At 69.3% G+C, this 22,470-nt stretch carries 18 protein-coding genes; 2 read left to right on the forward strand and 16 right to left on the reverse strand.

Annotated elements, in window-relative coordinates; all coding sequences use genetic code 11:
- Positions 1–22: 22 nt before the first annotated feature.
- The 10 genes from rpsS to rpsL all read right to left on the reverse strand — a co-directional run bounded on the left by rpsS (position 23) and on the right by rpsL (position 7,926).
- Positions 23–304: a 30S ribosomal protein S19 gene (gene rpsS, locus EV383_RS26210; protein ID WP_130292393.1), complete on the reverse strand. Its 282-nt coding sequence runs from the start codon at positions 302–304 to the stop codon at positions 23–25.
- A gap of 14 nt (positions 305–318) precedes the next feature.
- A complete protein-coding gene (gene rplB, locus EV383_RS26215; protein ID WP_130292394.1) occupies positions 319–1,152 on the reverse strand; it encodes a 50S ribosomal protein L2 in 834 nt (277 codons plus the stop codon).
- A 15-nt stretch (positions 1,153–1,167) separates the two neighbouring features.
- On the reverse strand, positions 1,168–1,467 hold the full coding sequence (rplW, locus tag EV383_RS26220) for a 50S ribosomal protein L23 (RefSeq protein ID WP_130292395.1): 300 nt from the start codon (positions 1,465–1,467) through the stop codon (positions 1,168–1,170).
- Positions 1,464–2,153 carry a 50S ribosomal protein L4 gene (gene rplD / locus EV383_RS26225; RefSeq protein WP_130292396.1) on the reverse strand — a complete coding sequence of 230 codons (690 nt, stop codon included), beginning with the start codon at positions 2,151–2,153 and terminating at the stop codon, positions 1,464–1,466. The genes rplW and rplD overlap by 4 nt, the downstream gene beginning before the upstream one ends.
- A complete protein-coding gene (gene rplC / locus EV383_RS26230) occupies positions 2,150–2,827 on the reverse strand; it encodes a 50S ribosomal protein L3 (RefSeq protein WP_130292397.1) in 678 nt (225 codons plus the stop codon). The genes rplD and rplC overlap by 4 nt, the downstream gene beginning before the upstream one ends.
- A gap of 12 nt (positions 2,828–2,839) precedes the next feature.
- Complete coding sequence (gene rpsJ, locus EV383_RS26235; RefSeq protein WP_003938093.1) at positions 2,840–3,145, reverse strand: 30S ribosomal protein S10; 306 nt, start codon at positions 3,143–3,145, stop codon at positions 2,840–2,842.
- A gap of 462 nt (positions 3,146–3,607) precedes the next feature.
- Positions 3,608–4,801: an elongation factor Tu gene (gene tuf, locus EV383_RS26240; RefSeq protein WP_130292398.1), complete on the reverse strand. Its 1,194-nt coding sequence runs from the start codon at positions 4,799–4,801 to the stop codon at positions 3,608–3,610.
- 135 nt (positions 4,802–4,936) lie between these two features.
- The gene (gene fusA, locus EV383_RS26245) at positions 4,937–7,039 is read right to left on the reverse strand and encodes an elongation factor G (RefSeq protein WP_130292399.1); all 2,103 of its coding nucleotides are present in this window, start codon (positions 7,037–7,039) and stop codon (positions 4,937–4,939) included.
- Positions 7,040–7,081: 42 nt separating this feature from the next.
- Positions 7,082–7,552: a 30S ribosomal protein S7 gene (rpsG, locus tag EV383_RS26250; RefSeq protein WP_130292400.1), complete on the reverse strand. Its 471-nt coding sequence runs from the start codon at positions 7,550–7,552 to the stop codon at positions 7,082–7,084.
- Positions 7,552–7,926 carry a 30S ribosomal protein S12 gene (rpsL, locus tag EV383_RS26255; RefSeq protein WP_130292401.1) on the reverse strand — a complete coding sequence of 125 codons (375 nt, stop codon included), beginning with the start codon at positions 7,924–7,926 and terminating at the stop codon, positions 7,552–7,554. Before rpsL ends, rpsG begins: the two co-directional genes overlap by 1 nt.
- 479 nt (positions 7,927–8,405) lie before the next feature.
- Here rpsL and EV383_RS26260 point away from each other — a divergent pair, with 479 nt between their 5' ends.
- Positions 8,406–9,302, forward strand: a complete 897-nt coding sequence (locus EV383_RS26260) for an alpha/beta hydrolase (protein ID WP_130292402.1) — start codon at positions 8,406–8,408, stop codon at positions 9,300–9,302.
- Between the two features lie 602 nt (positions 9,303–9,904).
- Positions 9,905–10,861: a hypothetical protein gene (locus tag EV383_RS26265; RefSeq protein WP_130292403.1), complete on the forward strand. Its 957-nt coding sequence runs from the start codon at positions 9,905–9,907 to the stop codon at positions 10,859–10,861.
- Positions 10,862–11,338: 477 nt separating this feature from the next.
- On the opposite strand, the gene EV383_RS26270 is transcribed toward EV383_RS26265, so the two are convergent.
- The 6 genes from EV383_RS26270 to EV383_RS26295 form a co-directional block, all read right to left on the reverse strand.
- Positions 11,339–15,241: a DNA-directed RNA polymerase subunit beta' gene (locus tag EV383_RS26270; RefSeq protein ID WP_130292404.1), complete on the reverse strand. Its 3,903-nt coding sequence runs from the start codon at positions 15,239–15,241 to the stop codon at positions 11,339–11,341.
- Positions 15,242–15,296: 55 nt separating this feature from the next.
- Entirely contained in the window at positions 15,297–18,794 is a 3,498-nt protein-coding gene (gene rpoB / locus EV383_RS26275; RefSeq protein WP_130292405.1) for a DNA-directed RNA polymerase subunit beta, read from the reverse strand.
- A 644-nt stretch (positions 18,795–19,438) separates the two neighbouring features.
- The gene (gene rplL / locus EV383_RS26280; protein WP_130292406.1) at positions 19,439–19,831 is read right to left on the reverse strand and encodes a 50S ribosomal protein L7/L12; all 393 of its coding nucleotides are present in this window, start codon (positions 19,829–19,831) and stop codon (positions 19,439–19,441) included.
- A 78-nt stretch (positions 19,832–19,909) separates the two neighbouring features.
- Positions 19,910–20,521 (reverse strand): 50S ribosomal protein L10, encoded by a 612-nt coding sequence (gene rplJ, locus EV383_RS26285; RefSeq protein ID WP_130292407.1) that lies wholly within the window; start codon positions 20,519–20,521, stop codon positions 19,910–19,912.
- A gap of 292 nt (positions 20,522–20,813) precedes the next feature.
- Positions 20,814–21,800 (reverse strand): nuclear transport factor 2 family protein, encoded by a 987-nt coding sequence (locus EV383_RS26290; protein WP_130292408.1) that lies wholly within the window; start codon positions 21,798–21,800, stop codon positions 20,814–20,816.
- A gap of 84 nt (positions 21,801–21,884) precedes the next feature.
- A complete protein-coding gene (locus EV383_RS26295; protein ID WP_130292409.1) occupies positions 21,885–22,448 on the reverse strand; it encodes a hypothetical protein in 564 nt (187 codons plus the stop codon).
- Positions 22,449–22,470: the final 22 nt, after the last annotated feature.

Raw genomic sequence — 22,470 nt, forward strand, 5'->3', positions numbered from 1 at the left:
CCTTGTCGCTACTCGGGCCGCTCTAGCGCCTGCGCGCCTTGCGGTCGTCCTTGATGTGACCCCGGAACGTGCGGGTCGGGGCGAACTCACCCAGCTTGTGCCCGACCATCGAGTCCGAGACGAACACCGGTACGTGCTTGCGGCCGTCGTGCACCGCAATCGTGTGGCCGATCATGTCCGGGATGATGGTGGAGCGGCGGGACCAGGTCCTGATCACCGTCTTCTTGTCGGTCTCGTTGAGGGCGTCCACCTTCTTGAGCAGGTGGTCGTCGACGAACGGGCCCTTCTTCAGGCTGCGCGGCATCTTTACCTCCCTGCTCAGCGCTTCTTGCCGGTACGACGCCGGCGGACGATCAACTTGTCGGACGGCTTGGTGCGGCGGGTACGGCCCTCGGGCTTACCTGCCGGGTTGACCGGGTGGCGACCACCGGAGGTCTTACCCTCACCACCACCGTGCGGGTGGTCGACCGGGTTCATGGCCACACCACGGACGGAGGGGCGCTTGCCCTTCCACCGCATCCGGCCGGCCTTGCCCCAGTTGATGTTCGAGTGCTCCGAGTTACCGACCTCGCCGACCGTCGCGCGGCAGCGGACGTCGACGTAGCGGATCTCGCCGGACGGCATGCGCAGCTGCGCGTAGGGGCCGTCCTTCGCCACCAGCTGCACCCCGGAGCCCGCCGCACGCGCGATCTTCGCGCCGCCACCGGGGCGGAGCTCGATCGCGTGCACCACGGTGCCCGTCGGGATGTTGCGCAGCGGCAGGTTGTTCCCGACCTTGATGTCGGCCTGGGGGCCGTTCTCGATCGGGTCGCCCTGCTTGAGCCGCGCCGGCGCGATGATGTAGCGCTTCTCGCCGTCGGCGTAGTGCAGCAGTGCGATCCGCGAGGTGCGGTTCGGGTCGTACTCGATGTGCGCGACCTTGGCCGGCACACCGTCCTTGTCGTTCCGGCGGAAGTCGATCAGCCGGTACGCACGCTTGTGGCCGCCGCCCTGGTGCCGGGTGGTGACCCGCCCGTGCACGTTGCGGCCGCCCTTGTTGTGCAGCGGACGCAGCAGCGACTTCTCCGGGGTGTCCCGGGTGATCTCGGCGAAGTCCGAGACGCTGGAGCCACGGCGGCCCGGCGTCGTCGGCTTGTACTTACGAATGGCCATGATTCAGCTCGCCCCTCAGCTCGCCGGACCACCGAAGACGTCGATCGACTTGCTCTCCGGGGAGAGCGTGACGATCGCGCGCTTCGTGTCCTTGCGCTTGCCGTAGCCGGTGCGGGCGCGCTTGCGCTTACCCGGGCGGTTCAGCGTGTTGACGCTGAGCACCTTGACCCCGAACACCTTCTCCACGGCGATCTTGATCTGCGTCTTGTTCGCGTCCGGTCGCACGACGAAGGTGTACTGCTGCTCGTCGAGCAGCCCGTAGCTCTTCTCCGACACGACGGGCGCGAGCAGGATGTCCCGCGGGTCCGTGATCACTTGTCAGCCTCCTCTGCCGACGAGGCGGCACGACGGCTGCCGGTCCGCGGCTTGGCGACCGGGCCGGCCAGGAACAGGTCGAGCGCGGTCGAGGTGAACACGACGACGTCGTTGATCAGCACGTCGTGGGTGTTCAGCTGGTCCGGCGCGATCAGGTGCACCTCGGGGAGGTTGCGCAGGCTCAGCAGAGCGTTCGTGTCCTCGCGCTCCACGACCAGCAGCACGCGCTTCCCGGTGCCCTCGGTGACCGCCTCGACGACCTTGCGGGCCGCCTTGGTCGACGGGGTGTCGCCGGAGACCACGGAGGAAATGACCCGCACGCGGCCCGCACGGGCCCGGTCGGAGAGCGCACCGCGCAGGGCGGCGGCCTTCATCTTCTTCGGGGTCTTCTGGCTGTAGTCACGCGGCGTCGGGCCGTGCACCGTGCCACCGCCGACGAACTGCGGTGCCCGGGTCGAACCCTGGCGGGCGCGGCCGGTGCCCTTCTGGCGGTACGGCTTCTTGCCACCGCCGCGGACCTCGGCACGGGTCTTGGTGTCGTGCGAGCCCTGGCGCGCGGCGTTCAGCTGCGCCGTCACCACCTGGTGCATCAGCGACACGTTCGCCGTCACGTCGAACACGCTGTCGGGGAGCTCGACGTTGCCGTCGACCTTGCCCTCGGGCGTCTGGATCTCCACGGTGCTCACTTGCCATCACCCTTCGCGGGGGTCTTCACCACGACGAGTCCACCGCGAGGTCCGGGAACCGCGCCCTTGACGAGCAGCAGCCCGCGCTCGGCGTCGACCCGGTGGACCTTGAGGCCCTGCGTGGTCTGACGGTTCGAACCCATCCGGCCGGCCATCTTCTGGCCCTTGAACACGCGGCCCGGGGTGGCGCAGCCACCGATCGAGCCGGGCGAGCGGTGCTTCCGCTGGACACCGTGCGAGGCGCCCAGACCGTGGAAGCCGTGGCGCTTCATGGCGCCGGCCATGCCCTTGCCCTTGGTCGTGCCGACCACGTCGACCTCGGAGCCCTCGGAGAACGCCTCGGCGGTGATCTCCTGGCCGATCGCGTAGTCGGCCGCGTCCGAGGTGCGGAACTCCAGCGTGTAGCGCCGGGGGGTGACGCCCGCCTTGGCGAAGTGGCCGGTCTCCGGCTTGTTCACCTTGCGGGGGTCGACCGCGCCGTACGCGACCTGGATCGCGGAGTAGCCGTCGGTCTCGGGGGAACGGACCTGGGTCACGACGTTCGGCCCGGCCTGGATCACCGTGACCGGGACGATCCGGTTGTTCTCGTCGAACACCTGGGTCATGCCCAGCTTGGTGCCGAGGAGGCCGGTGATGTTCTTGACCTGGTGCGTCTTCTGAGTCTTAGTCGTCATCGTCTTCGCCGCCTACTGGATGTTGACGTCGACGCTGGCCGGCAGATCGATGCGCATGAGCGCGTCCACCGTCTTCGGCGTCGGGTCCAGGATGTCGATGAGGCGCTTGTGCGTACGCATCTCGAAGTGCTCGCGCGAGTCCTTGTACTTGTGCGGCGAGCGGATGACGCAGTACACGTTCTTCTCGGTCGGCAGCGGCACCGGCCCGACGACCCGGGCACCGGTACGCGTCACCGTCTCCACGATCTTGCGAGCAGACGCGTCGATTGCCTCGTGGTCATAGGCCTTGAGCCTGATGCGGATCTTCTGTCCCGCCATGGTCGTCGGTCGTCCTCTTCTTCCTGCCGCTCAACTTCGCGGTGTTCGCCGGTGGGCCCCGTACCTCGCACGGTCACCCCGCAGATCTCACGTCGTCGAAGCGGCACCGGATCTCTCCGGGGCTCCGCGACCGCGGCCCGCGCGCTGTTCAGGTCTCACATGTCTGGCTGGTTCTCCCGGGCCTCCGGCAGCAGCGCCATTTCTGGCATCTCGGCCGGTGGCTCCGGTCCACGAGGTCGGGCGTGTCGCGCTCGACGCTCATAAATCTGCCCTGGTCGGAAACTACCCGGGGCCCGGGTCACCGCTCTCCACCACGGGGATGGAGCTGTGTATCAGGGCCGACGGCAAGCGTGGCGCGTAGGACCGTGTTCTCTCGAACCGGCGCTCCTACGCGCCACACTCACCGTGCAACCCGTCAAGGATGCCACACCGGAATGCGGCGTCCCCGACCGGGGGGTGCTACTACGAGTTGATCTTGGTGACCTGGCCGGCGCCGACGGTCCGTCCACCCTCACGGATGGCGAACTGCAGGCCCTCCTCCATGGCGATCGGCTGGATCAGCTGAACGCTCATCGAGGTGTTGTCGCCCGGCATGACCATCTCGGTGCCGCTGGGCAGGGTCACCACGCCCGTCACGTCCGTGGTCCGGAAGTAGAACTGGGGGCGGTAGTTGTTGAAGAACGGCGTGTGCCGTCCGCCCTCGTCCTTGCCCAGGATGTAGACCTGGCCCTCGAACTCGGTGTGCGGGGTGATCGAGCCCGGCTTCACGACGACCTGGCCGCGCTCGACGTCGTCACGCTTGATGCCGCGCAGGAGCAGACCGACGTTCTCGCCGGCACGGCCCTCGTCGAGGATCTTGCGGAACATCTCGACACCGGTGACCGTGGTGCTGGTCTTGTTCGGCTTGATGCCGACGATGTCGACGGTCTCGTTGACCTTGACGATGCCGCGCTCGACACGACCGGTGACGACCGTGCCGCGACCGGTGATCGTGAAGACGTCCTCGACGGGCATGAGGAACGGCTTCTCGGTGTCGCGCTCCGGCTCCGGGATGGCCTCGTCGACAGCGTCCATCAGCTGGACGATGTTCTCGGCCCACTTCTCGTCGCCCTCGAGCGCCTTGAGCGCCGAGACGCGGACGATCGGGAGGTCGTCGCCCGGGTAGTCCTGCGAGCTGAGCAGCTCACGGACCTCCATCTCGACGAGCTCCATGATCTCCTCGTCGTCGACCATGTCCGCCTTGTTCAGCGCCACCACGATGTAGGGCACGCCGACCTGACGCGCGAGCAGCACGTGCTCACGGGTCTGGGGCATCGGACCGTCGGTCGCGGCGACCACCAGGATGGCGCCGTCCATCTGCGCCGCACCGGTGATCATGTTCTTGATGTAGTCCGCGTGACCGGGGCAGTCCACGTGCGCGTAGTGCCGCTTCTCGGTCTGGTACTCGACGTGCGCGATGGAGATCGTGATACCGCGCTGACGCTCTTCCGGCGCCTTGTCGATCATGTCGAACGCCGACGCCTCGTTGAGGGTCGGGTACTTGTCGTGCAGAACCTTAGTGATGGCCGCCGTCAGCGTGGTCTTGCCGTGGTCGATGTGACCAATGGTGCCGATGTTGACGTGCGGCTTGGTCCGCTCGAACTTCGCCTTCGCCACTGCAGGGTCCTCCTGGACTGAGATTTTCTGTCCGCCGTGCTGACGGCAGGCTGTGCAGATGCTTTCTGGGGTGGTTGCTCCGAGAGAGGAAAGAGGAGCGGGCCGCGGACCCTACAGGCCCGCGGCACGTGCCTCTTACTCGCCCGTCGCCTTCGCGATGATCTCCTTCGCCACGGAGGCCGGAACCTCCGCGTACGAGTCGAACGTCATCGTGTAGTTCGCCCGGCCCTGGGTCCGCGACCGCAGGTCACCGACGTAGCCGAACATCTCGGACAGCGGGACCGACGCCTTGACGACGCGGGCACCCGCACGCTCCTCCATGGCCTGGATCTGGCCACGACGGGAGTTGAGGTCGCCGATCACGTCACCCATGTAGTCCTCGGGCGTCATGACCTCGACGGCCATCATGGGCTCGAGGATCGCGGGGTTCGCCTTGCGAGCCGCCTCCTTGAACGCCATGGAGCCGGCCACCTTGAACGCCATCTCGGACGAGTCGACCTCGTGGTACTGGCCGTCCGTCAGCGTGGCCTTCACTCCGACAACCGGGTAACCGGCGAGGATGCCGTACTGCATGGCGTCCTGGATGCCGGCGTCCACCGACGGGATGTACTCCCGCGGGATGCGGCCACCGGTGACCTTGTTGTCGAACTCGTACAGCGCACCGTCGCCCTCGGTGAGGGGCTCCAGGTTGATGATGACCCGGGCGAACTGGCCCGAACCACCGGTCTGCTTCTTGTGCGTGTACTCGAACTTGATGACCGGCTGCTTGATGGTCTCGCGGTACGCGACCTGGGGCTTGCCGATGTTGGCCTCGACCTTGTAGTCGCTCTTCATGCGGTTCACCAGCACCTCGAGGTGCAGCTCACCCATGCCGGCGAGGATCGTCTGGCCGGTCTCGTCGTCCAGGGAGACCTGGAACGTCGGGTCCTCCTCGGCGAGCCGCTGGATCGCGACGCCCAGCTTCTCCTGGTCGGCCTTGGTCTTCGGCTCGACCGCGACCTGGATCACCGGCTCCGGGAAGGTCATCGACTCGAGGACGATCGGCGACTGCGGGTCGCAGAGGGTCTCGCCCGTGGTCGTGTCCTTGAGGCCGATGACGGCGTAGATGTGGCCCGCCATGGCCTCGTCGACCGGGTTCTCCTTGTTGGAGTGCATCTGGAAGACCTTCCCGATGCGCTCCTTGCGGTCCTTGGTCGAGTTCAGGACCTGCGAGCCCGCGGCGACCCGGCCGGAGTAGACCCGGATGTAGGTCAGCTTGCCGAAGAACGGGTGCGCGGCGATCTTGAACGCGAGCGCCGCGAACGGCTCGTCCTTGGCCGGCTTGCGGCTGGCCGGGGTCTCGCCGTCGGTGAGGAAGCCCTCGACCGGCGGGAGGTCGTACGGCGACGGCAGGTAGTCGATGACCGCGTCGAGCATGGGCTGGACGCCCTTGTTCTTGAACGCGGAACCACACATCACCGGGTAGGCGATGCGGTCGGTCACGATCTTCCGGATACCGGTCTTGATCTGCTCGACCGTCGGCTCCTCGCCGCCGAGGTACGACTCCATCAGGTCGTCGTCGGTCTCGGCGACGGCCTCGAGGAGCTTCTCGCGCCACTCGGCGACCTTGTCGGCCATGTCGGCCGGGATCTCCTCGATGGCGTAGTCCTCGCCCTTGGCGACCTCGCCACGCCAGGTCAGCGCGCGCATCTCGACCAGGTCGACGACGCCGATGAAGTCACCCTCGCTGCCGATGGGCAGCTGGATGGGCAGCGGGCGCGCGTTCAGGCGGTCCTGGATCGTCTGCACGGTGAAGTAGAAGTCCGCACCGAGCTTGTCCATCTTGTTGACGAAGCAGACCCGGGGGACGTCGTACTTGGTGGCCTGCCGCCAGACCTGCTCGGACTGCGGCTCGACCCCCTCCTTGCCGTCGAACACGGCGACCGCGCCGTCGAGCACGCGCAGGTTGCGCTCCACCTCGACGGTGAAGTCCACGTGGCCCGGCGTGTCGATGATGTTGATCTGGTGGTCTTTCCAGAAGCAGGTCGTCGCGGCGGACGTGATCGTGATGCCGCGCTTCTGCTCCTCCTCCATCCAGTCCATCGTCGCCGCGCCGTCGTGCACCTCACCGATCTTGTAGTTGATCCCGGTGTAGTACAGGATCCGCTCGGTGGTGGTGGTCTTGCCGGCATCGATGTGCGCCATGATGCCGATGTTGCGGACCTTGGTCAGGTCGGTCAGCACGTCCCGTGGTGCCACGGTCTCAGATCTCCCTCGCGGTTGGCGCGGACTTCTGGTCCGTCACCAGCGGTAGTGGGCGAAGGCTCGGTTCGACTCCGCCATCTTGTGCATGTCCTCGCGCCGCTTGACGCTGGCGCCGAGGCCGTTGCTCGCGTCGAGCAGCTCGTTCATCAGCCGCTCGACCATCGTCTTCTCGCGGCGCTGGCCGGAGTAGGTGACCAGCCAACGCAGGCCCAGGGTGGTCTGGCGGACGGTGCGCACCTCGACCGGGACCTGGTAGGTCGCGCCACCGACACGGCGGCTGCGGACCTCGAGAGCCGGCTTCACGTTGTCCAGTGCGCGCTTGAGCGTCACCACCGGGTCGGTGCCGGTCTTGTCCCGGGTGCCCTCGAGGGCGGCGTAGACGATCCGCTCGGCGAGCGAGCGCTTGCCGTCCTGGAGGATCTTGTTCACCAGCTGGGTGACCAGCGGGGACCCGTAGACCGGGTCGGACACCAGGGGACGCTTCGGAGCGGGACCCTTGCGGGGCATCAGCTCTTCTCCTTCTTCGCGCCGTAACGGCTGCGGGACTGCTTGCGGTTCTTCACGCCCTGGGTGTCCAGCGAGCCGCGGATCACCTTGTAGCGCACACCGGGCAGGTCCTTCACGCGGCCGCCGCGGACCAGCACGATGGAGTGCTCCTGCAGGTTGTGGCCCTCACCGGGGATGTAAGCGGTGACCTCGATGCCGCTGCTGAGCTTGACGCGGGCGACCTTCCGCAGTGCCGAGTTCGGCTTCTTCGGCGTCGTCGTGTAGACGCGCGTGCAGACCCCGCGGCGCTGGGGGCTGCCCTTGAGGGCGGCGGTCTTGGTCTTGGTGACCTTGTCCTCGCGGCCCTTGCGGACCAGCTGCTGGATCGTGGGCATGTGCCGTCTACTTCTTCCCGTCGGCGTGCTCGACTGTGTCGGGCGTCTTCACTGTCGTGTTCGGAGCCGGGGCGCGGAGCGACGGCCGAGGCTGTCGTTCCGATACCCGAGGTCGGGCGTGTCGCTCCGGGAACCCACCGAGGCGCGAGCCGCGGGGGATCGGGTGGAGCGTCCGTGCTGTCGCTGCGGCCCGCCCGTCGGAGTCGTCCTCGACACCTCACGAGCCCGGGCGCTGCGGGGCACACGGAGTGGCCCGACCGAGGTCGAGCGCAAGACAACAGCGTACTCGGCCCGCTCGAACAGGGTCAAAGCGGGTCCGGCCACGGCGAGACGCCGTGCCGAGAGCGTGCCCGAACCCGCCCCGACAGGCAAGACGACTCACCCGCTCGTCGCACAACGCTGTCCGCTCGTCGTCCATTCCCGCACGTCGGCGATGGTGTCCGGCGAGGTCGTCGGGACGCCCGTGGTTATCGTCCGGTGTGCCTCTACCGCTCGCCGCCAACCGGCTCCTGACCAGCGCCGTCGTGGCCCCGCTGCTGTCCCCGCGGCTCCCCGTCCCGGTGCGCCGCCGCCTGCTCGATCTCACCGGGGCGGTCCTGCCGCTCCCCCGCGGCACCCGCCGGGCCACCGGCGCCCTGGGCGGGGTCCCCACCGAGGTCGTCTCCGCGGCCGGGCCGGTCACCTCCCCGCACCGGATCCTTTACCTGCACGGTGGCGGCTACGTCGTCGGCTCCCCCGCCTCGCACCGCGCCCTGCTGGCCGGGCTGAGCCGGGCCGCCGGCACCCCGGTGCACGCACCGATCTACCGGCTCGCGCCTGAGCACCCCCACCCGGCTGCGGTCGAGGACGCGCTGACCGCGTTCCGCGCGTTGCGCATCGCCGGGCACCCGGCCCGGCGGATCGCGATCGCCGGTGACTCCGCGGGCGGCGGCCTCGCGATGTCGGTGGTGCTGCGGCTGCGCGAGAACGGCGAGGACCTCCCCGGGTCGATCGGGCTGATCTCCCCGTGGCTCGACCTGGACTGCACCTCCCCCGTCCTGTCGCGCAACGCCTCCACCGACGCGATGCTCGACCCCGCCTGGCTGCCCGACGCCGCCCGCGACTACCGGGGAACGACCGACCCGGCGGACCTGCGTCCCCTCGACGCCGAGCTGACCGGCCTGCCGCCCCTGCACGTCGTCGCCGGCGCCGGTGAGGTCCTGCTCGACGACGCCGACCGCCTGGTCGAAGGCGCCCGCGCCGCCGGCGTCCCGACCACCTACCGTCGCGCCGAGGGCATGTGGCACGCCTTCCCGGTCCTGGCCGGCACCCTGCGCGAGGCCGACGACGCCGTCACCGAGCTCGGCGCGTCCCTCCGCACCGACTGCCTCCGCTGACCCTCTCCGTCCGGCCCCTGAAGAACGAGCGCAGCACCTGCCCTGTTCTGTCCTGTCCTGTCCTCGGATGAACAGGAGCAGCTCGCCGGATCCTCGGACGGGCCGGAGCACCACTGGCCCACCCTCGGTCGGTCGAGAGCTGCTTCCACCCGGCCCTCGGATGAATGAGGACAGCGCCCGTCCAACAGGGGTGGACCACAGCACCTCTCGTGCACCCTCATGCGCCACCACCCCGTCGAACGAGAGCTGCTCTCGTCCGACAGGAGTGGACGAGAGCAGCTCTCGCCGGAACCCGCCGCTGGTTCCTGAGCTGTGACCGAGCTCGGCGGGTCCGGCATGCCGCCGCACCCTGCAGGCTCCCGATGATCGAGCGAGAGCTCCTCTCGGCCGTCCGGGATGCGCGGTAGCAGCTCTCATGCGACCGGCGGCGGGCGTCCGCACGCCGTGCACCCCGTCGTTCCTGGCGAGCAGAGCCGGGCCGGATCGCGCCGCGCGCATGGGGCCGGGCAGGTGGCAGCGGCGGTTGTCCACAACGTCGGATCTCTGTCCACAGGTCGGGGATCGGCGGCGGCGGATCGGCGTCCGGACCGCAGGCTGGTCCCATGACCCGCTCACTCGCCGCCGACGAGTACACCGCGCTGTGCGGCTCCACCGTCGTGACCGTGTCGGCGCTGATGGCCCTCGGCGTCCCGCGGAGCACGATCGCGCACAGATGTCGCGCCGGTGGGCCGTGGATGTGGCTGATGCCGTCGGTCGTCAAGCTGAACAACGCGCCTCCGACGCGGGCCGACCGCCGTCGTGCCGCGCTGTTGCACGCGGGCGACGGCGCGCTGATCACCGGTCTGGACGCACTGGACCTGCTCGGCATGAACCGGATGCCGGCCCCGTCGGGACCGGTGCATCTGCTCGTCCCGTCGACATCGCGCCGCACCGGTCACGGGACGAGCCTCCTGGAGCGGACCGATCGGCTCCCTCCCGCAGGAGCCGGACGGTGGCCGCTCGCCCCACCCGTGCGTGCCGTCCTCGACACCTGTCGGAGGCTTCACCTGCGCGACCAGGTGCGCGCGACGCTCGCGGAGGCCGTCCAGACGGGACGGTGCGGTGTTCCCGCCCTGGCCGCCGAGCTCGAGGCCGGTTCCCAGCGCGGGAGTGCGCTACCGCGGCAGGTACTGACCGAGATCTCGGCCGGGGCCCGGTCCGCCGCCGAGGCCGCCGTCGTCGAGCTGCTGCGGACCGGGCGGTTCCCGGAGCCGATGCGCAACGCGTGGCTCTACCGACCGGACGGCACCTTCCTGGCCTGCGTCGACGTCTGGTTCGCCGACGTCGGACTGGCCTGGGAGATCGACTCGCGTGAGTTCCACCTGTCGCCGGACGATCATGAGCGCACCCTCGACCGCCACAACGCCCTGGTCGCGGCCGGTGTCCCGGTGCTGCGCAGCCTTCCGTCGCACGTCTCCACGCGACGATCCGAGGTGTTGGCCCGCCTCCGCGACGCCCGCGCGGAGTGCGCCCGGCGCCCACTCCCCGCCGTGATCGCCTCACCCCACCGCCGGCACTGATCCCGATACCGCTCCGGCCGGGAAGGGCGGGCCCGAGCACATGGACGAACGGAGCCGTCGTCCATGCCGGTCGCACGAGCGGAGCTCTCGTCCATCTCTTCGGGTGGGCGATACAGCCGCCACCCGCCGCACGAACGGGGCTCGCGTCCCATCCAGCTGCGCGAACGGAGCCCCCGTCCAACTCGGCTGCGCGAAAGGGGCTCTCGTCCAGTCTCCGCGGCGGCGGGACCCGGATCGGCGCTGCGCGAGCGGGCTCCCGTTTATCCCGGCTGTACGACCGGAGCTCTCGCTCATCCCGGCTGTACGACCGGAGCTCTCGCTCATCCCGGCTGTACGGGCGGAGCTCTCGTTCCGTGCCGGCCGGGGTGGGAACGCGAAACGGGGCCGGACACCACCACGGGAGAGTGGTGTCCGGCCCCGTCGCGGGACCTTCGGGTCGTGCCGGGCCCACCGTCGTGGGCCCGGCACGGGCGACTCCTAGCGGAAGTCGCGACCGAAGTCGTAGTCGTCCAGCGGCACCGCGGCACCGGTGCCCGTGCCGAACACGTCGGGGCTGTAGTAGCCGTCGTCGTAGCTCGGCAGCGCGTAGGCGGCCGCGCGGGCCTCCTCCGTGGGCTGGACCTGGATGTTGCGGTACCGGTTGATGCCGGTACCGGCCGGGATCAGCTTACCGATGATCACGTTCTCCTTGAGCCCGACGAGCTTGTCGCGCTTTCCGTTGATCGCGGCATCGGTGAGGATCCGGGTGGTCTCCTGGAACGAGGCCGCGGACAGCCACGACTCGGTCGCCAGCGAGGCCTTCGTGATCCCCATGAGCACCGGACGGCCGGAGGCCGGCTCGTTGCCCTCGGAGACGACCCGGCGGTTCTCCGACTCGAACTCGCCCCGCTCGGCCAGTGCGCCGGGCAGGAACTCGGTGGCACCCGAGTCGATGATCGTGACCCGGCGCAGCATCTGCCGGACGATCACCTCGATGTGCTTGTCGTGGATGTCCACGCTCTGCGTGCGGTACACCTTCTGCACCTCACGCACGAGGTGCAGCTGCACCTCACGCGGGCCCATCACGCGGAGCACCTCGTGCGGGTCGGCCGTGCCCTCGAGCAGCAGCTGGCCCACCGTGACGTGGTCGCCGTCGGCCAGGGGCCGCTCGGAGCCGTCGACCGAGGTCATCCCGAGCCACTGCCGCTTGGACAGCTTCTCGTAGACGATCTCCTCGCTGCCGTCGTCCGGGATCAGCGTGATCTTCCAGAAACGGTCGCCGTCCTCGATCCGGATGCGGCCGTCGACGTCGGCGATCGGCGCCTTACCGCGCGGGACCCGGGCCTCGAACAGCTCGGTGACACGCGGAAGACCGGTCGTGATGTCGTCGCCCGCCACACCGCCGACGTGGAACGTACGCATCGTCAGCTGCGTGCCCGGCTCACCGATGGACTGCGCCGCGACGATGCCGACCGCCTCGCCGACGTCCACCAGCTGGCCGGTGGCCATCGAACGGCCGTAGCAACGACCGCAGATGCCCGAGGCCGACGCACAGGTCAGCGCGCTGCGCACGCGGATCTGCTTGACACCGGCCGCGACGAGCGCGTCCAGCGCCGGGTCACCCAGGTCGCCACCGCGGGCGACGATGAGCTCGCCGTCCGGGCCGGTGACGTCCTCGGCCGACGACCGCGCGTAGACCGAGGTCCGCAGGTAACGGTGCGGGATGAGCCGGCCGTCGGCCGTCTCCTCGGTCACCTGCATGGTGACCGCCCGCTCGGTGCCGCAGTCGACCTCGCGGACGATGACGTCCTGCGACACGTCGACGAGTCGACGGGTCAGGTAGCCCGAGTCGGCGGTCCGCAGCGCGGTGTCCGCCAGACCCTTCCGGGTGCCGTGCGTGGAGATGAAGTACTCCAGCACGGACAGGCCCTCGCGGAAGTTCGACTTGATGGGCCGCGGGATGTACTCGCCCTTGGGGTTCGCCACCAGGCCCTTCATGCCCGCCAGCTGGCGGACCTGGGCCATGTTTCCGGCCGCACCCGACTGCACGATCGTCGGGATCGGGTTGTCCTGCGGGAAGTTGGCCTCCATCGCACGCGCGACCTCTTCCGAGGCCTGCGTCCAGATCTTGACCATCTCGTCGTTGCGCTCCTGGTGCGACAGGGCGCCGCGCTGGTAGCGCTTGTTGATCTGGTCGGCCTTGACCTCGTAGCCGTCCAGGATCTCCTGCTTGTTCGGCGGGACCACCACGTCGTCGATCGACAGCGTCACACCGGACCGGGTGGCCCAGTAGAAGCCGGCGTCCTTCAGACGGTCCAGCACCTGCGCGACCTCGGTCATCGAGTACCGCTCGGCCAGGTCGTTGATGATCGCGGCCTGACGCTTCTTCGGCAGCGGCTCGTTGATGAACGGGTAGTCCGCCGGGAGCAGCTCGTTGAACAGGACGCGGCCCAGCGTCGTCTCGGCGCGCCAGATCCCGTCGTCACCGATCTCGGCACCGGTCGTCGGGGTGACCCCGGGCAGCCGGATCTTGATCGGCGCCTGCAGGTGCAGCACCTTCCGGTCGTAGGCCATGATCGCCTCGGCCGAGGAGCCGTAGTAGGCCCCCGCACCGGTGGCCTCCTCGCGGAGCCGGCTCAGGTGGAACAGACCCGTGACCATGTCCAGACGCGGCATGGCCAGCGGACGGCCCGACGCGGGCGAGAGGATGTTGTTGCTCGAGAGCATCAGCACCCGTGCCTCGGACTGCGCCTCGGCCGACAGCGGCAGGTGGACCGCCATCTGGTCACCGTCGAAGTCCGCGTTGAACGCCTCGCAGACCAGCGGGTGCAGCTGGATGGCCTTGCCCTCCACCAGCTGCGGCTCGAACGCCTGGATGCCCAGGCGGTGCAGGGTCGGCGCACGGTTGAGCAGCACCGGGTGCTCGGAGATGACCTCCTCGAGCACGTCCCACACCTGCGAGCGGCCGCGCTCGACCATCCGCTTGGCCGACTTGATGTTCTGCGCGTGGTTGAGGTCCACCAGGCGCTTCATCACGAACGGCTTGAACAGCTCCAGCGCCATCTGCTTGGGCAGACCGCACTGGTGCAGCTTGAGCTGCGGGCCGACGACGATGACCGAACGGCCGGAGTAGTCGACGCGCTTGCCGAGCAGGTTCTGGCGGAAACGGCCCTGCTTGCCCTTGAGCAGGTCCGACAGCGACTTGAGCGGCCGGTTGCCCGGGCCCGTCACCGGCCGGCCGCGGCGGCCGTTGTCGAACAGTGCGTCGACGGCCTCCTGCAGCATCCGCTTCTCGTTGTTGACGATGATCTCGGGCGCGCCGAGGTCGATCAGTCGCTTGAGACGGTTGTTGCGGTTGATCACGCGGCGGTACAGGTCGTTCAGGTCCGACGTCGCGAAGCGGCCACCGTCGAGCTGCACCATCGGGCGCAGGTCCGGCGGGATGACCGGGACGCAGTCGAGGACCATGCCCATGGGCGAGTTGCCCGTGGTCTGGAACGCCGCGACGACCTTGAGCCGCTTGAGCGCCCGCAGCTTCTTCTGGCCCTTGCCGCTGCGGATGATCTCGCGGAGCTTCTCGGCCTCGGCCGGGATGTCGAAGTTCTTCAGCAGCGTCTGGATCGCCTCGGCGCCCATGGCACCGGTGAAGTAGTCGCCGTAGCGGTCGTAGAGCTCGCGGTAGATGCTCTCGTCCGCGATCAGCTGCTGGACGTCGAGCTTGGAGAACGTCGTCCAGATCTCCTCGAGCCGGTCCAGCTCGCGCTGGGCACGGTCGCGGAGCTGGCGCATCTCGCGCTCGCCGCCGTCCTTGACCTTGCGCCGGACGTCGCCCTTGGCCCCCTCGGCCTCGAGCTCGGCGATGTCGGCCTCGAGCTTCTGGGCCCGGGCCTCCAGGTCGCTGTCACGGGTCTGCTCGACCCGCTTGCGCTCCACGCTCATCTCGTTCTCGAGCGTGGACATGTCGTTGTGGCGCAGCTCCGTGTTCACCGAGGTGATCACGTAGGCGGCGAAGTAGATGATCTTCTCGAGATCCTTCGGCGCCAGGTCGAGCAGGTAGCCCAGCCGGCTCGGCACACCCTTGAAGTACCAGATGTGCGTGACCGGGGCGGCCAGCTCGATGTGCCCCATCCGCTCACGCCGCACCTTGGCGCGGGTGACCTCCACGCCGCAGCGCTCGCAGATGATGCCCTTGAAGCGGACGCGCTTGTACTTGCCGCAGTAGCACTCCCAGTCCCGGGTCGGACCGAAGATCTTCTCGCAGAAGAGCCCGTCCTTCTCCGGCTTCAGGGTGCGGTAGTTGATGGTCTCGGGCTTCTTGACCTCGCCGTGCGACCACTGGCGGATTCCCTCGGCGGTGGCCAGGCCGATACGCAGTTCGTCGAAGAAGTTGACGTCGAGCACGTATGTCCTCTGTTCCTCTAAAGGCTTTCGGCTGCTGAGAAGAAGGCCGCTGGGCCTAGTTCACGACGTCGTCGACGGTCATCGACTCCGAACCGGGGCGGCTGGACAGGTTGATGCCCAGGTTCGCCGCGGCACGTTCGAGGTCCTCGTCGTCCGAGTCGCGCATCTCGATCGCCGCCCCGTCGCTGGAGAGCACCTCGACGTTCAGGCACAGCGACTGAAGCTCCTTCAGCAGCACCTTGAACGACTCGGGGATCCCGGGCTCGGGGATGTTCTCGCCCTTGACGATCGCCTCGTAGACCTTGACCCGGCCCACGACGTCGTCGGACTTGATGGTCAGCAGCTCTTGCAGCGTGTACGCCGCGCCGTAGGCCTGCATCGCCCAGCACTCCATCTCACCGAAGCGCTGGCCACCGAACTGGGCCTTACCGCCGAGCGGCTGCTGGGTGATCATCGAGTACGGGCCGGTGGAGCGCGCGTGGATCTTGTCGTCCACCAGGTGGGCCAGCTTCAGGATGTACATGTAGCCGACCGCGACCGGGAACGGGTACGGCTCCCCGGAACGCCCGTCGAGCAGGTTCGCCTTGCCGTCCGAGCCGACCATGCGGTCGCCGTCACGGTTGGGCAGCGTGGACCCGAGCAGCCCGGTGATCTCGTGCTCGCGCGCACCGTCGAAGACCGGCGTGGCCGTCTTCGTGTCGGCGGGCACCGAGTAGAGCTCCTCGGGCATCTTCGACGCCCACTCCGGCTTGCCCTCGATCTCCCAGCCGGTCTTGGCGATCCACCCGAGGTGGGTCTCCAGGACCTGGCCGATGTTCATCCGTCGCGGAACACCGTGGGTGTTCAGGATGATGTCGACCGGGGTGCCGTCCTCCATGAACGGCATGTCCTCGGCGGGGAGGATCTTGCCGATGACGCCCTTGTTGCCGTGGCGGCCAGCGAGCTTGTCACCGTCGGAGATCTTGCGCTTCTGGGCCACGTACACGCGGACCAGCTCGTTCACGCCCGGCGCCAGCTCGTCGTCGTCGTCGCGGGAGAAGACCCGGATGCCGATGACCTTGCCGTTCTCGCCGTGCGGGACCTTGAGCGAGGTGTCGCGGACCTCGCGCGCCTTCTCGCCGAAGATCGCGCGGAGCAGGCGCTCCTCCGGGGTCAGCTCGGTCTCGCCCTTCGGCGTCACCTTGCCGACCAGGATGTCGCCGGGCTGGACCTCGGCGCCGATCCGGATGATGCCGCGCTCGTCGAGGTCGGCCAGGACGTCCTCGGAGACGTTCGGGATGTCCCGGGTGATCTCCTCGGCGCCGAGCTTGGTGTCCCGGGCGTCGATCTCGTGCTCCTCGATGTGGATCGACGTCAGCACGTCGTCCTGCACCAGGCGCTGCGAGAGGATGATCGCGTCCTCGTAGTTGTGGCCCTCCCACGGCATGATCGCCACGAGCAGGTTCTTGCCCAGGGCCATCTCGCCGTTCTCGGTGCACGGACCGTCGGCGAGCACCTGGCCCACCTCGACCCGGACGCCCTCGTCGACGATCGGCTTCTGGTTGTTGCAGGTGCCCTGGTTGGAGCGGCGGAACTTGTTCAGACGGTAGGTCTGACGCAGGCCCTCGTCGTCCATCACGGTGATGTAGTCGGCGCACAGCTCCTCGACCACACCGGCCTTCTCGGCCACCACCACGTCGCCGGCGTCGACCGCCGCGCGCAGCTCCATGCCCGTGCCGACCAGCGGCGACTCGCTGCGCAGCAGCGGGACGGACTGACGCTGCATGTTCGCGCCCATCAGGGCGCGGTTCGCGTCGTCGTGCTCGAGGAACGGGATCAGCGCGGTCGCGACCGACACCATCTGACGCGGCGAGACGTCGATGTACTCGACGCCCGTCGGCGCGATCAGGTCGACGTCCTCCTTGCGGCGGACCAGGACCCGGTCCTCGACGAAGGAGCCGTCCTCGTTCAGCGGCGCGTTGGCCTGCGCGACGACGAAGCGGTCCTCCTCGTCGGCGGTCAGGTAGTCGATCTGCGTGGTGACGATGCCGTCGACGACCTTGCGGTACGGCGTCTCGATGAAGCCGAACGGGTTGACCCGCGCGAAGCTCGACAGCGACCCGATCAGGCCGATGTTCGGGCCCTCCGGGGTCTCGATCGGGCACATCCGGCCGTAGTGCGACGGGTGCACGTCGCGGACCTCCATGCCCGCACGCTCCCGGGACAGACCACCCGGGCCGAGCGCGGACAGGCGGCGCTTGTGCGTCAGCCCGGCCAGCGGGTTGTGCTGGTCCATGAACTGCGACAGCTGCGAGGTGCCGAAGAACTCCCGGATCGCCGCCGTGATCGGGCGGGTGTTGATCAGGGTCTGCGGCGTGATCGCCTCGACGTCCTGGGTCGTCATCCGCTCGCGGACGACGCGCTCGGTGCGGGACAGGCCGACCCGCACCTGGTTCTGGATCAGCTCACCGACCGTGCGCAGGCGGCGGTTGCCGAAGTGGTCGATGTCGTCGGTCTCGACCGGGATCTCGGTGTCGCCGTTGACCGTCATCGTGGTGTCGCCGGCGTGCAGCCGGACGAGGTACTCGATGGTGGTCGCGACGTCGTCCTCGGTCAGCGTGCCGACCGACGGCTCGATGCCGACGCCGAGCTTCTTGTTGGCCTTGTAGCGGCCGACCTTGGCCATGTCGTAGCGCTTGTCCTTGAAGAACAGGTTCTCCAGGAGGGCCTGCGCCGACTCGCGGGTCGGCGGCTCGCCAGGACGCAGCTTGCGGTAGATGTCGAGCAGCGCCTCGTCCTGCCCGGCGGTGTGGTCCTTCTCCAGCGTCGTCATCAGCGTCTCGGAGAACCCGAAGCGCTCGGCGATCTGCTCGTTGGACCACCCCAGCGCCTTCAGCAGCACGGTGACCGGCTGGCGGCGCTTGCGGTCGATGCGGACACCGACGGTGTCGCGCTTGTCGACGTCGAACTCGAGCCAGGCACCCCGGCTCGGGATGATCTTGACCGAGTAGACGTCCTTCTCGGTGGTCTTGTCGATCGAGTGGTCGAAGTAGACACCCGGCGAACGGACCAGCTGGGACACCACGACACGCTCGGTGCCGTTGATGATGAACGTGCCCTTGTCGGTCATCACCGGGAACTCACCCATGAACACCGTCTGGCTCTTGATCTCGCCGGTGGTGTTGTTGGTGAACTCCGCGGTGACGAACAGCGGGGCGCCGTAGGTCATGTCCTTGTCCCGGCACTCCTCGACGGAGGCCTTGACCTCGTCGAAGCGGGGGTCGGAGAAGGACAGCGACATGGAGCCGGAGAAGTCCTCGATCGGGGAGATCTCGGTGAGGATCTCCTCCAGACCGCTGACCGGGAGGTCGTCGCCGGCCTCGATCCGCCGCTGGAACCAGGCCTCGCTGCCGACCAGCCACTCGTAGGACTGGATCTGCAGGTCGAGGAGATCAGGGACCTCCAGCGGCTCGTGGATCTTCGCGAAGGTGACCCGGGTCGGCGCCCCTGGGTAGTTCGGGTTGGCCGTACTGGCGAGGGTCGAGGTGGTCGCGGCGGCGCGGGAGACAGCCAAGATGCGTCCTTCCGAGAACTGCGCTTCTCGTCTGGCGTACGCCGGGGCCGGGGCGCTACCGTCTGCTCGTTCCCCAGGGCCCGAGGATCGACTCGGGCCCGGCGGATCGGACGGCAGCAGGACCGGCCACGAAGCACGCCGTCTGTTGTCGGGCGCGGCCCGCGACCAGATTCCGCGAACACCCCACCGGACGGTTTCCGACAACCGTCACCGGCCCGGACTTTCCGACAGCGTGCACGCGAGACCTGGACGCAGGCAGCGCAAAGGAGAAGTCTAGCCGCTCGAAGGGCAGCTGTCGAGACAGGTCGCCGAGTGAAGCAGTAAGGCAACCATCGAGACCTAAGAGTGACCTGCCCGGCGCACCGAGTCAAGCCTCCACGCGTCGTCGAGTGGTTCGTTCTACGGGACGACCGGCTCTCTGCTCCGCCGACCGGCGGCTTCCCCCGGTCGGGATCTACGAGCTCGAACGCCGAACGGTCACGAATGTATTCCGCGACACGCCGTGGGCCGGCGCGGCGTCGGGGCACACGAGAGACCCGGGCACACCGGAAGGCGGGGTCCGGGCACACGAGAGGGGCGGGACCCCGTGGGTCCCGCCCCTCTCCGCGTTCGTGCGTGGTGCCCGCGTGGGCTCCGTCAGGTGACTACTTGACGGAGACCTTCGCGCCGGCCTCCTCGAGCTTCGCCTTGGCGGCCTCGGCGGCGTCCTTGGCGACACCCTCCAGAAGCGGCTTCGGGGCGGCCTCGACGAGGTCCTTGGCCTCCTTCAGGCCCAGGCCCGAGACGACCTCACGGACGACCTTGATGACCTGGATCTTCTTGTCGCCGGCGCCCTCGAGGATGACGTCGAACTCGTCCTTCTCCTCCTCTGCCTCGGCGGCCGCGCCACCACCGGCGGGGCCGGCGGCCGCGACGGCGACCGGGGCGGCGGCGGTGACGTCGAAGGTCTCCTCGAACTTCTTCACGAACTCCGACAGCTCGATGAGCGTGAGCTCCTTGAACGCGTCGAGCAGCTCGTCGGTGGACAGCTTCGCCATGGTGGCGGTCCTTTCTTCCAAAGAATGGTGGTGACTGCGTGGCTGAGTGATCAGCCGAGTACTACGGCGGTGCGGCGATCAGCTCTCGGCGGACGCCTCGGCCGGCGCAGCGGCCTCGGCGGCCTCCGACGGGGCGTCGGCGGGAGCGTCGTCCGACGGGGCCGGAGCCCCGCCCTCGGCGGCCTTCTTGTCGGCCAGCGCCTGCGTCATCCGCGCGACCTGCGAGGCCGGCGCGGCGAACAGACCGGCGGCCTTGCTCAGGTTCGCCTTCATGGCTCCGGCCAGCTTCGCCAGCAGGACCTCACGGGACTCCAGGTCGGCGAGCTGCTCGACCTCGGCCGTGGACAGGGCGCGCCCGTCCATGTAGCCGCCCTTGATCGTCAGACCAGGGTTGTCCTTCGCGAACTTCTTGATCGTCTTCGCGGCGTCGACCGGCTCGCCCTTGATGAACGCGATCCCCGTCGGTCCGGCGAGCAGGCCGTCGAGGCCCTGCACTCCGGCGTCGTCCGCCGCGCGCTTGACCAGGGTGTTCTTGGCGACGCGGAAGCTCGCGTCGTCGCCCAGGTCACGGCGCAGCTGGGTGAGCTTCGCGACGCTGAGTCCGCGGTACTCGGTGACCACCGATGCGGACGCATCCCGGAACCGGTTGGCGATCTCGTCGACCGCCGCGACCTTGTCGGGTCGGGCCATCCCTGCCTCCTCTCGGGTGGTGTGCGGACCACCGCTGTCCGGACCCGGAGAACGACGAACGCCCCGTGCGCAGACGGCACGGGGCGTGAGAGGCGGGCACATGTAGGCGCCCGGAACTGGCCTCGTCCTCCTGCGCGGGCCGCCCGTACGTGACGGGGCCTTCGTACGCCCTGCCGGGCGCAGACCTGCGGTCTTCGGTGGAACTGTGGACGAGAATACGCGAGGTCCCCGGCCCCGCGGCGGGCGGGGTCCGGGGACCGGCGTGCGTGGTGCGTCGGGCTCGACGGTGCGGTCAGGCCGGGGACATCCCGGCGATCTTCCAGCGGCCGTCGACGTTCTGCGCGTCGACCCGCAGGCGCGCGGCGGCGCCGCCCTGGACCTTCTTGCCGGTGTCGTCGACGCGAGTGATCACCTGGTTGACGAACAGGTACACCGTCGCCGTGTCGCCGGTGATGCTGGCGACCGCCGACTTCGGCACGGTCGCGGTGACGACGGCCTGCTGCTGGGGCGCGAGCTGCCGGACGTTGGCGAAGATCTGGTCGAACTGCTGGTCGAACGGCCCGGTGATGCCGGCGCGTGCGTCGGCCTCGGCCTGGTCGAGCCGGGCGAAGTCGAACGAGTAGACCTTCGTCGCCGCCTCGCCGATCTGCTCGCTGACCGCCGCGGTGGCGCCGACGTCGCTCAGGGCGGTGTTCGTTGCCGCGCCGGTGAAGCGCATGCCGAAGAAGGACACCGCGAAGAAGATCGCCGCGGCGGAGAGCAGGACGGTCACGGCGAGCAGCAGTGCGGTGCCGCGACGGGTCGTCGGCGCGGACGGCATCGGCATCCGGCGCCGCGCGCCGCGCGACTCCGCGGGCGTCCCGTCGTCGTGGCCACCGCCGACCGGGGCCGCGCGGGGCGGCTCCGCCGGACCGGTCCCGGCCGACGACTCGTCGATCTCGGTGTCGGCGGTGGACGTGTCCGCGGTGGACGTCTCCGCAGTGGACGCGTCCGGAGTGGACGAGTCGGCGCCGGGCGACGCCGGACCGGCGGGCGCCGACGGCTCGCGGGTCGTGGCGCCCGCGGACGGGGCCGTGGACGGGCCCGTGGACGAGGCCGGGGCGCGGTCCTCGCGGGTGCGGCCCGACGAGGAGCGGACACCGGTGCGCTCGTCGACGGCCAGGGCGCTCTCGGCGGCCTCGGTGGACTCCCCGGGGCCGGACGTGCCCGCGGGGCGGGGGCGGCCGGCCACCTGCGGGCGGCGTGGCCCGGTGGTGGGGCGGCGGCGGTTCGTGGACATTGCGGTGACCTCCTGGTGTCGGTCGACCTCAGTGGGTGGCCCGGAGGCCGGGGATGCGAGAGACGCGGGGCGCGGGGCCGGTGGTCAGCCGCCTGCGCCGGGCGTCAGCAAGGGGTCGAGCGCGCTGACCTTCCAGCCGTCGTCCGTCCTCGTCATCTCCGCCTCGATCCGCTGACGGGTCACGGTGGGCTGCTGACCCTCCGGCGTGACGGTGACGTCGACGCCGACCAGGACCCGGGCCACGCCGGCCCGGTCGTCGAGCTCGCCCACGGCGGCGTCGGCGATGGTGGCGCTGGTGGTCCGCTTCTGCTGCGTGACCAGCTGCGCGTAGGCGTCGCGGTTCTTCTCGAACTCGTCGCGCACGGACCCGGTGGAGGACTGGATCCAGAGGTCCAGCCCGCCCTGGGCGTTGTGGAAGTCGAGCGTGTTCAGGTTCAGCACGGCCTGCCGGGCGTCCCGGAGGACCGCGTCCCGGTCGGAGGCCACGGAGACCGAGTCGCTGTTGAGCGAGATCAGCCAGAGCGCGCCGAACACGAGGGCGAGCACCGCGGCCACGACCGAGGCGATCGGCAGGGCGCGGGCCAGCCGCCCGGGGGGCGCCGTCGGCGCTTCCGGGGGCGGCGGACGCTCATCGGTGGGGACGGACATGGGGAGCTACCTCCTCGGGCTG

It is taken from the genome of Pseudonocardia sediminis (genome assembly GCF_004217185.1).
GTDB lineage: Bacteria > Actinomycetota > Actinomycetes > Mycobacteriales > Pseudonocardiaceae > Pseudonocardia > Pseudonocardia sediminis.

Bases quoted from the DNA above. Each gene is read 5' to 3' on its own strand.
- rpsS (WP_130292393.1), bottom strand. From the start codon at position 304: ATGCCGCGCAGCCTGAAGAAGGGCCCGTTCGTCGACGACCACCTGCTC.
- rplB (WP_130292394.1), bottom strand. From the start codon at position 1,152: ATGGCCATTCGTAAGTACAAGCCGACGACGCCGGGCCGCCGTGGCTCC.
- rplC (WP_130292397.1), bottom strand. From the start codon at position 2,827: ATGACGACTAAGACTCAGAAGACGCACCAGGTCAAGAACATCACCGGC.
- rpsJ (WP_003938093.1), bottom strand. From the start codon at position 3,145: ATGGCGGGACAGAAGATCCGCATCAGGCTCAAGGCCTATGACCACGAG.
- rpsG (WP_130292400.1), bottom strand. From the start codon at position 7,552: ATGCCCCGCAAGGGTCCCGCTCCGAAGCGTCCCCTGGTGTCCGACCCG.
- rpsL (WP_130292401.1), bottom strand. From the start codon at position 7,926: ATGCCCACGATCCAGCAGCTGGTCCGCAAGGGCCGCGAGGACAAGGTC.
- EV383_RS26265 (WP_130292403.1), top strand. From the start codon at position 9,905: ATGACCCGCTCACTCGCCGCCGACGAGTACACCGCGCTGTGCGGCTCC.
- rplL (WP_130292406.1), bottom strand. From the start codon at position 19,831: ATGGCGAAGCTGTCCACCGACGAGCTGCTCGACGCGTTCAAGGAGCTC.
- rplJ (WP_130292407.1), bottom strand. From the start codon at position 20,521: ATGGCCCGACCCGACAAGGTCGCGGCGGTCGACGAGATCGCCAACCGG.
- EV383_RS26290 (WP_130292408.1), bottom strand. From the start codon at position 21,800: ATGTCCACGAACCGCCGCCGCCCCACCACCGGGCCACGCCGCCCGCAG.
- EV383_RS26295 (WP_130292409.1), bottom strand. From the start codon at position 22,448: ATGTCCGTCCCCACCGATGAGCGTCCGCCGCCCCCGGAAGCGCCGACG.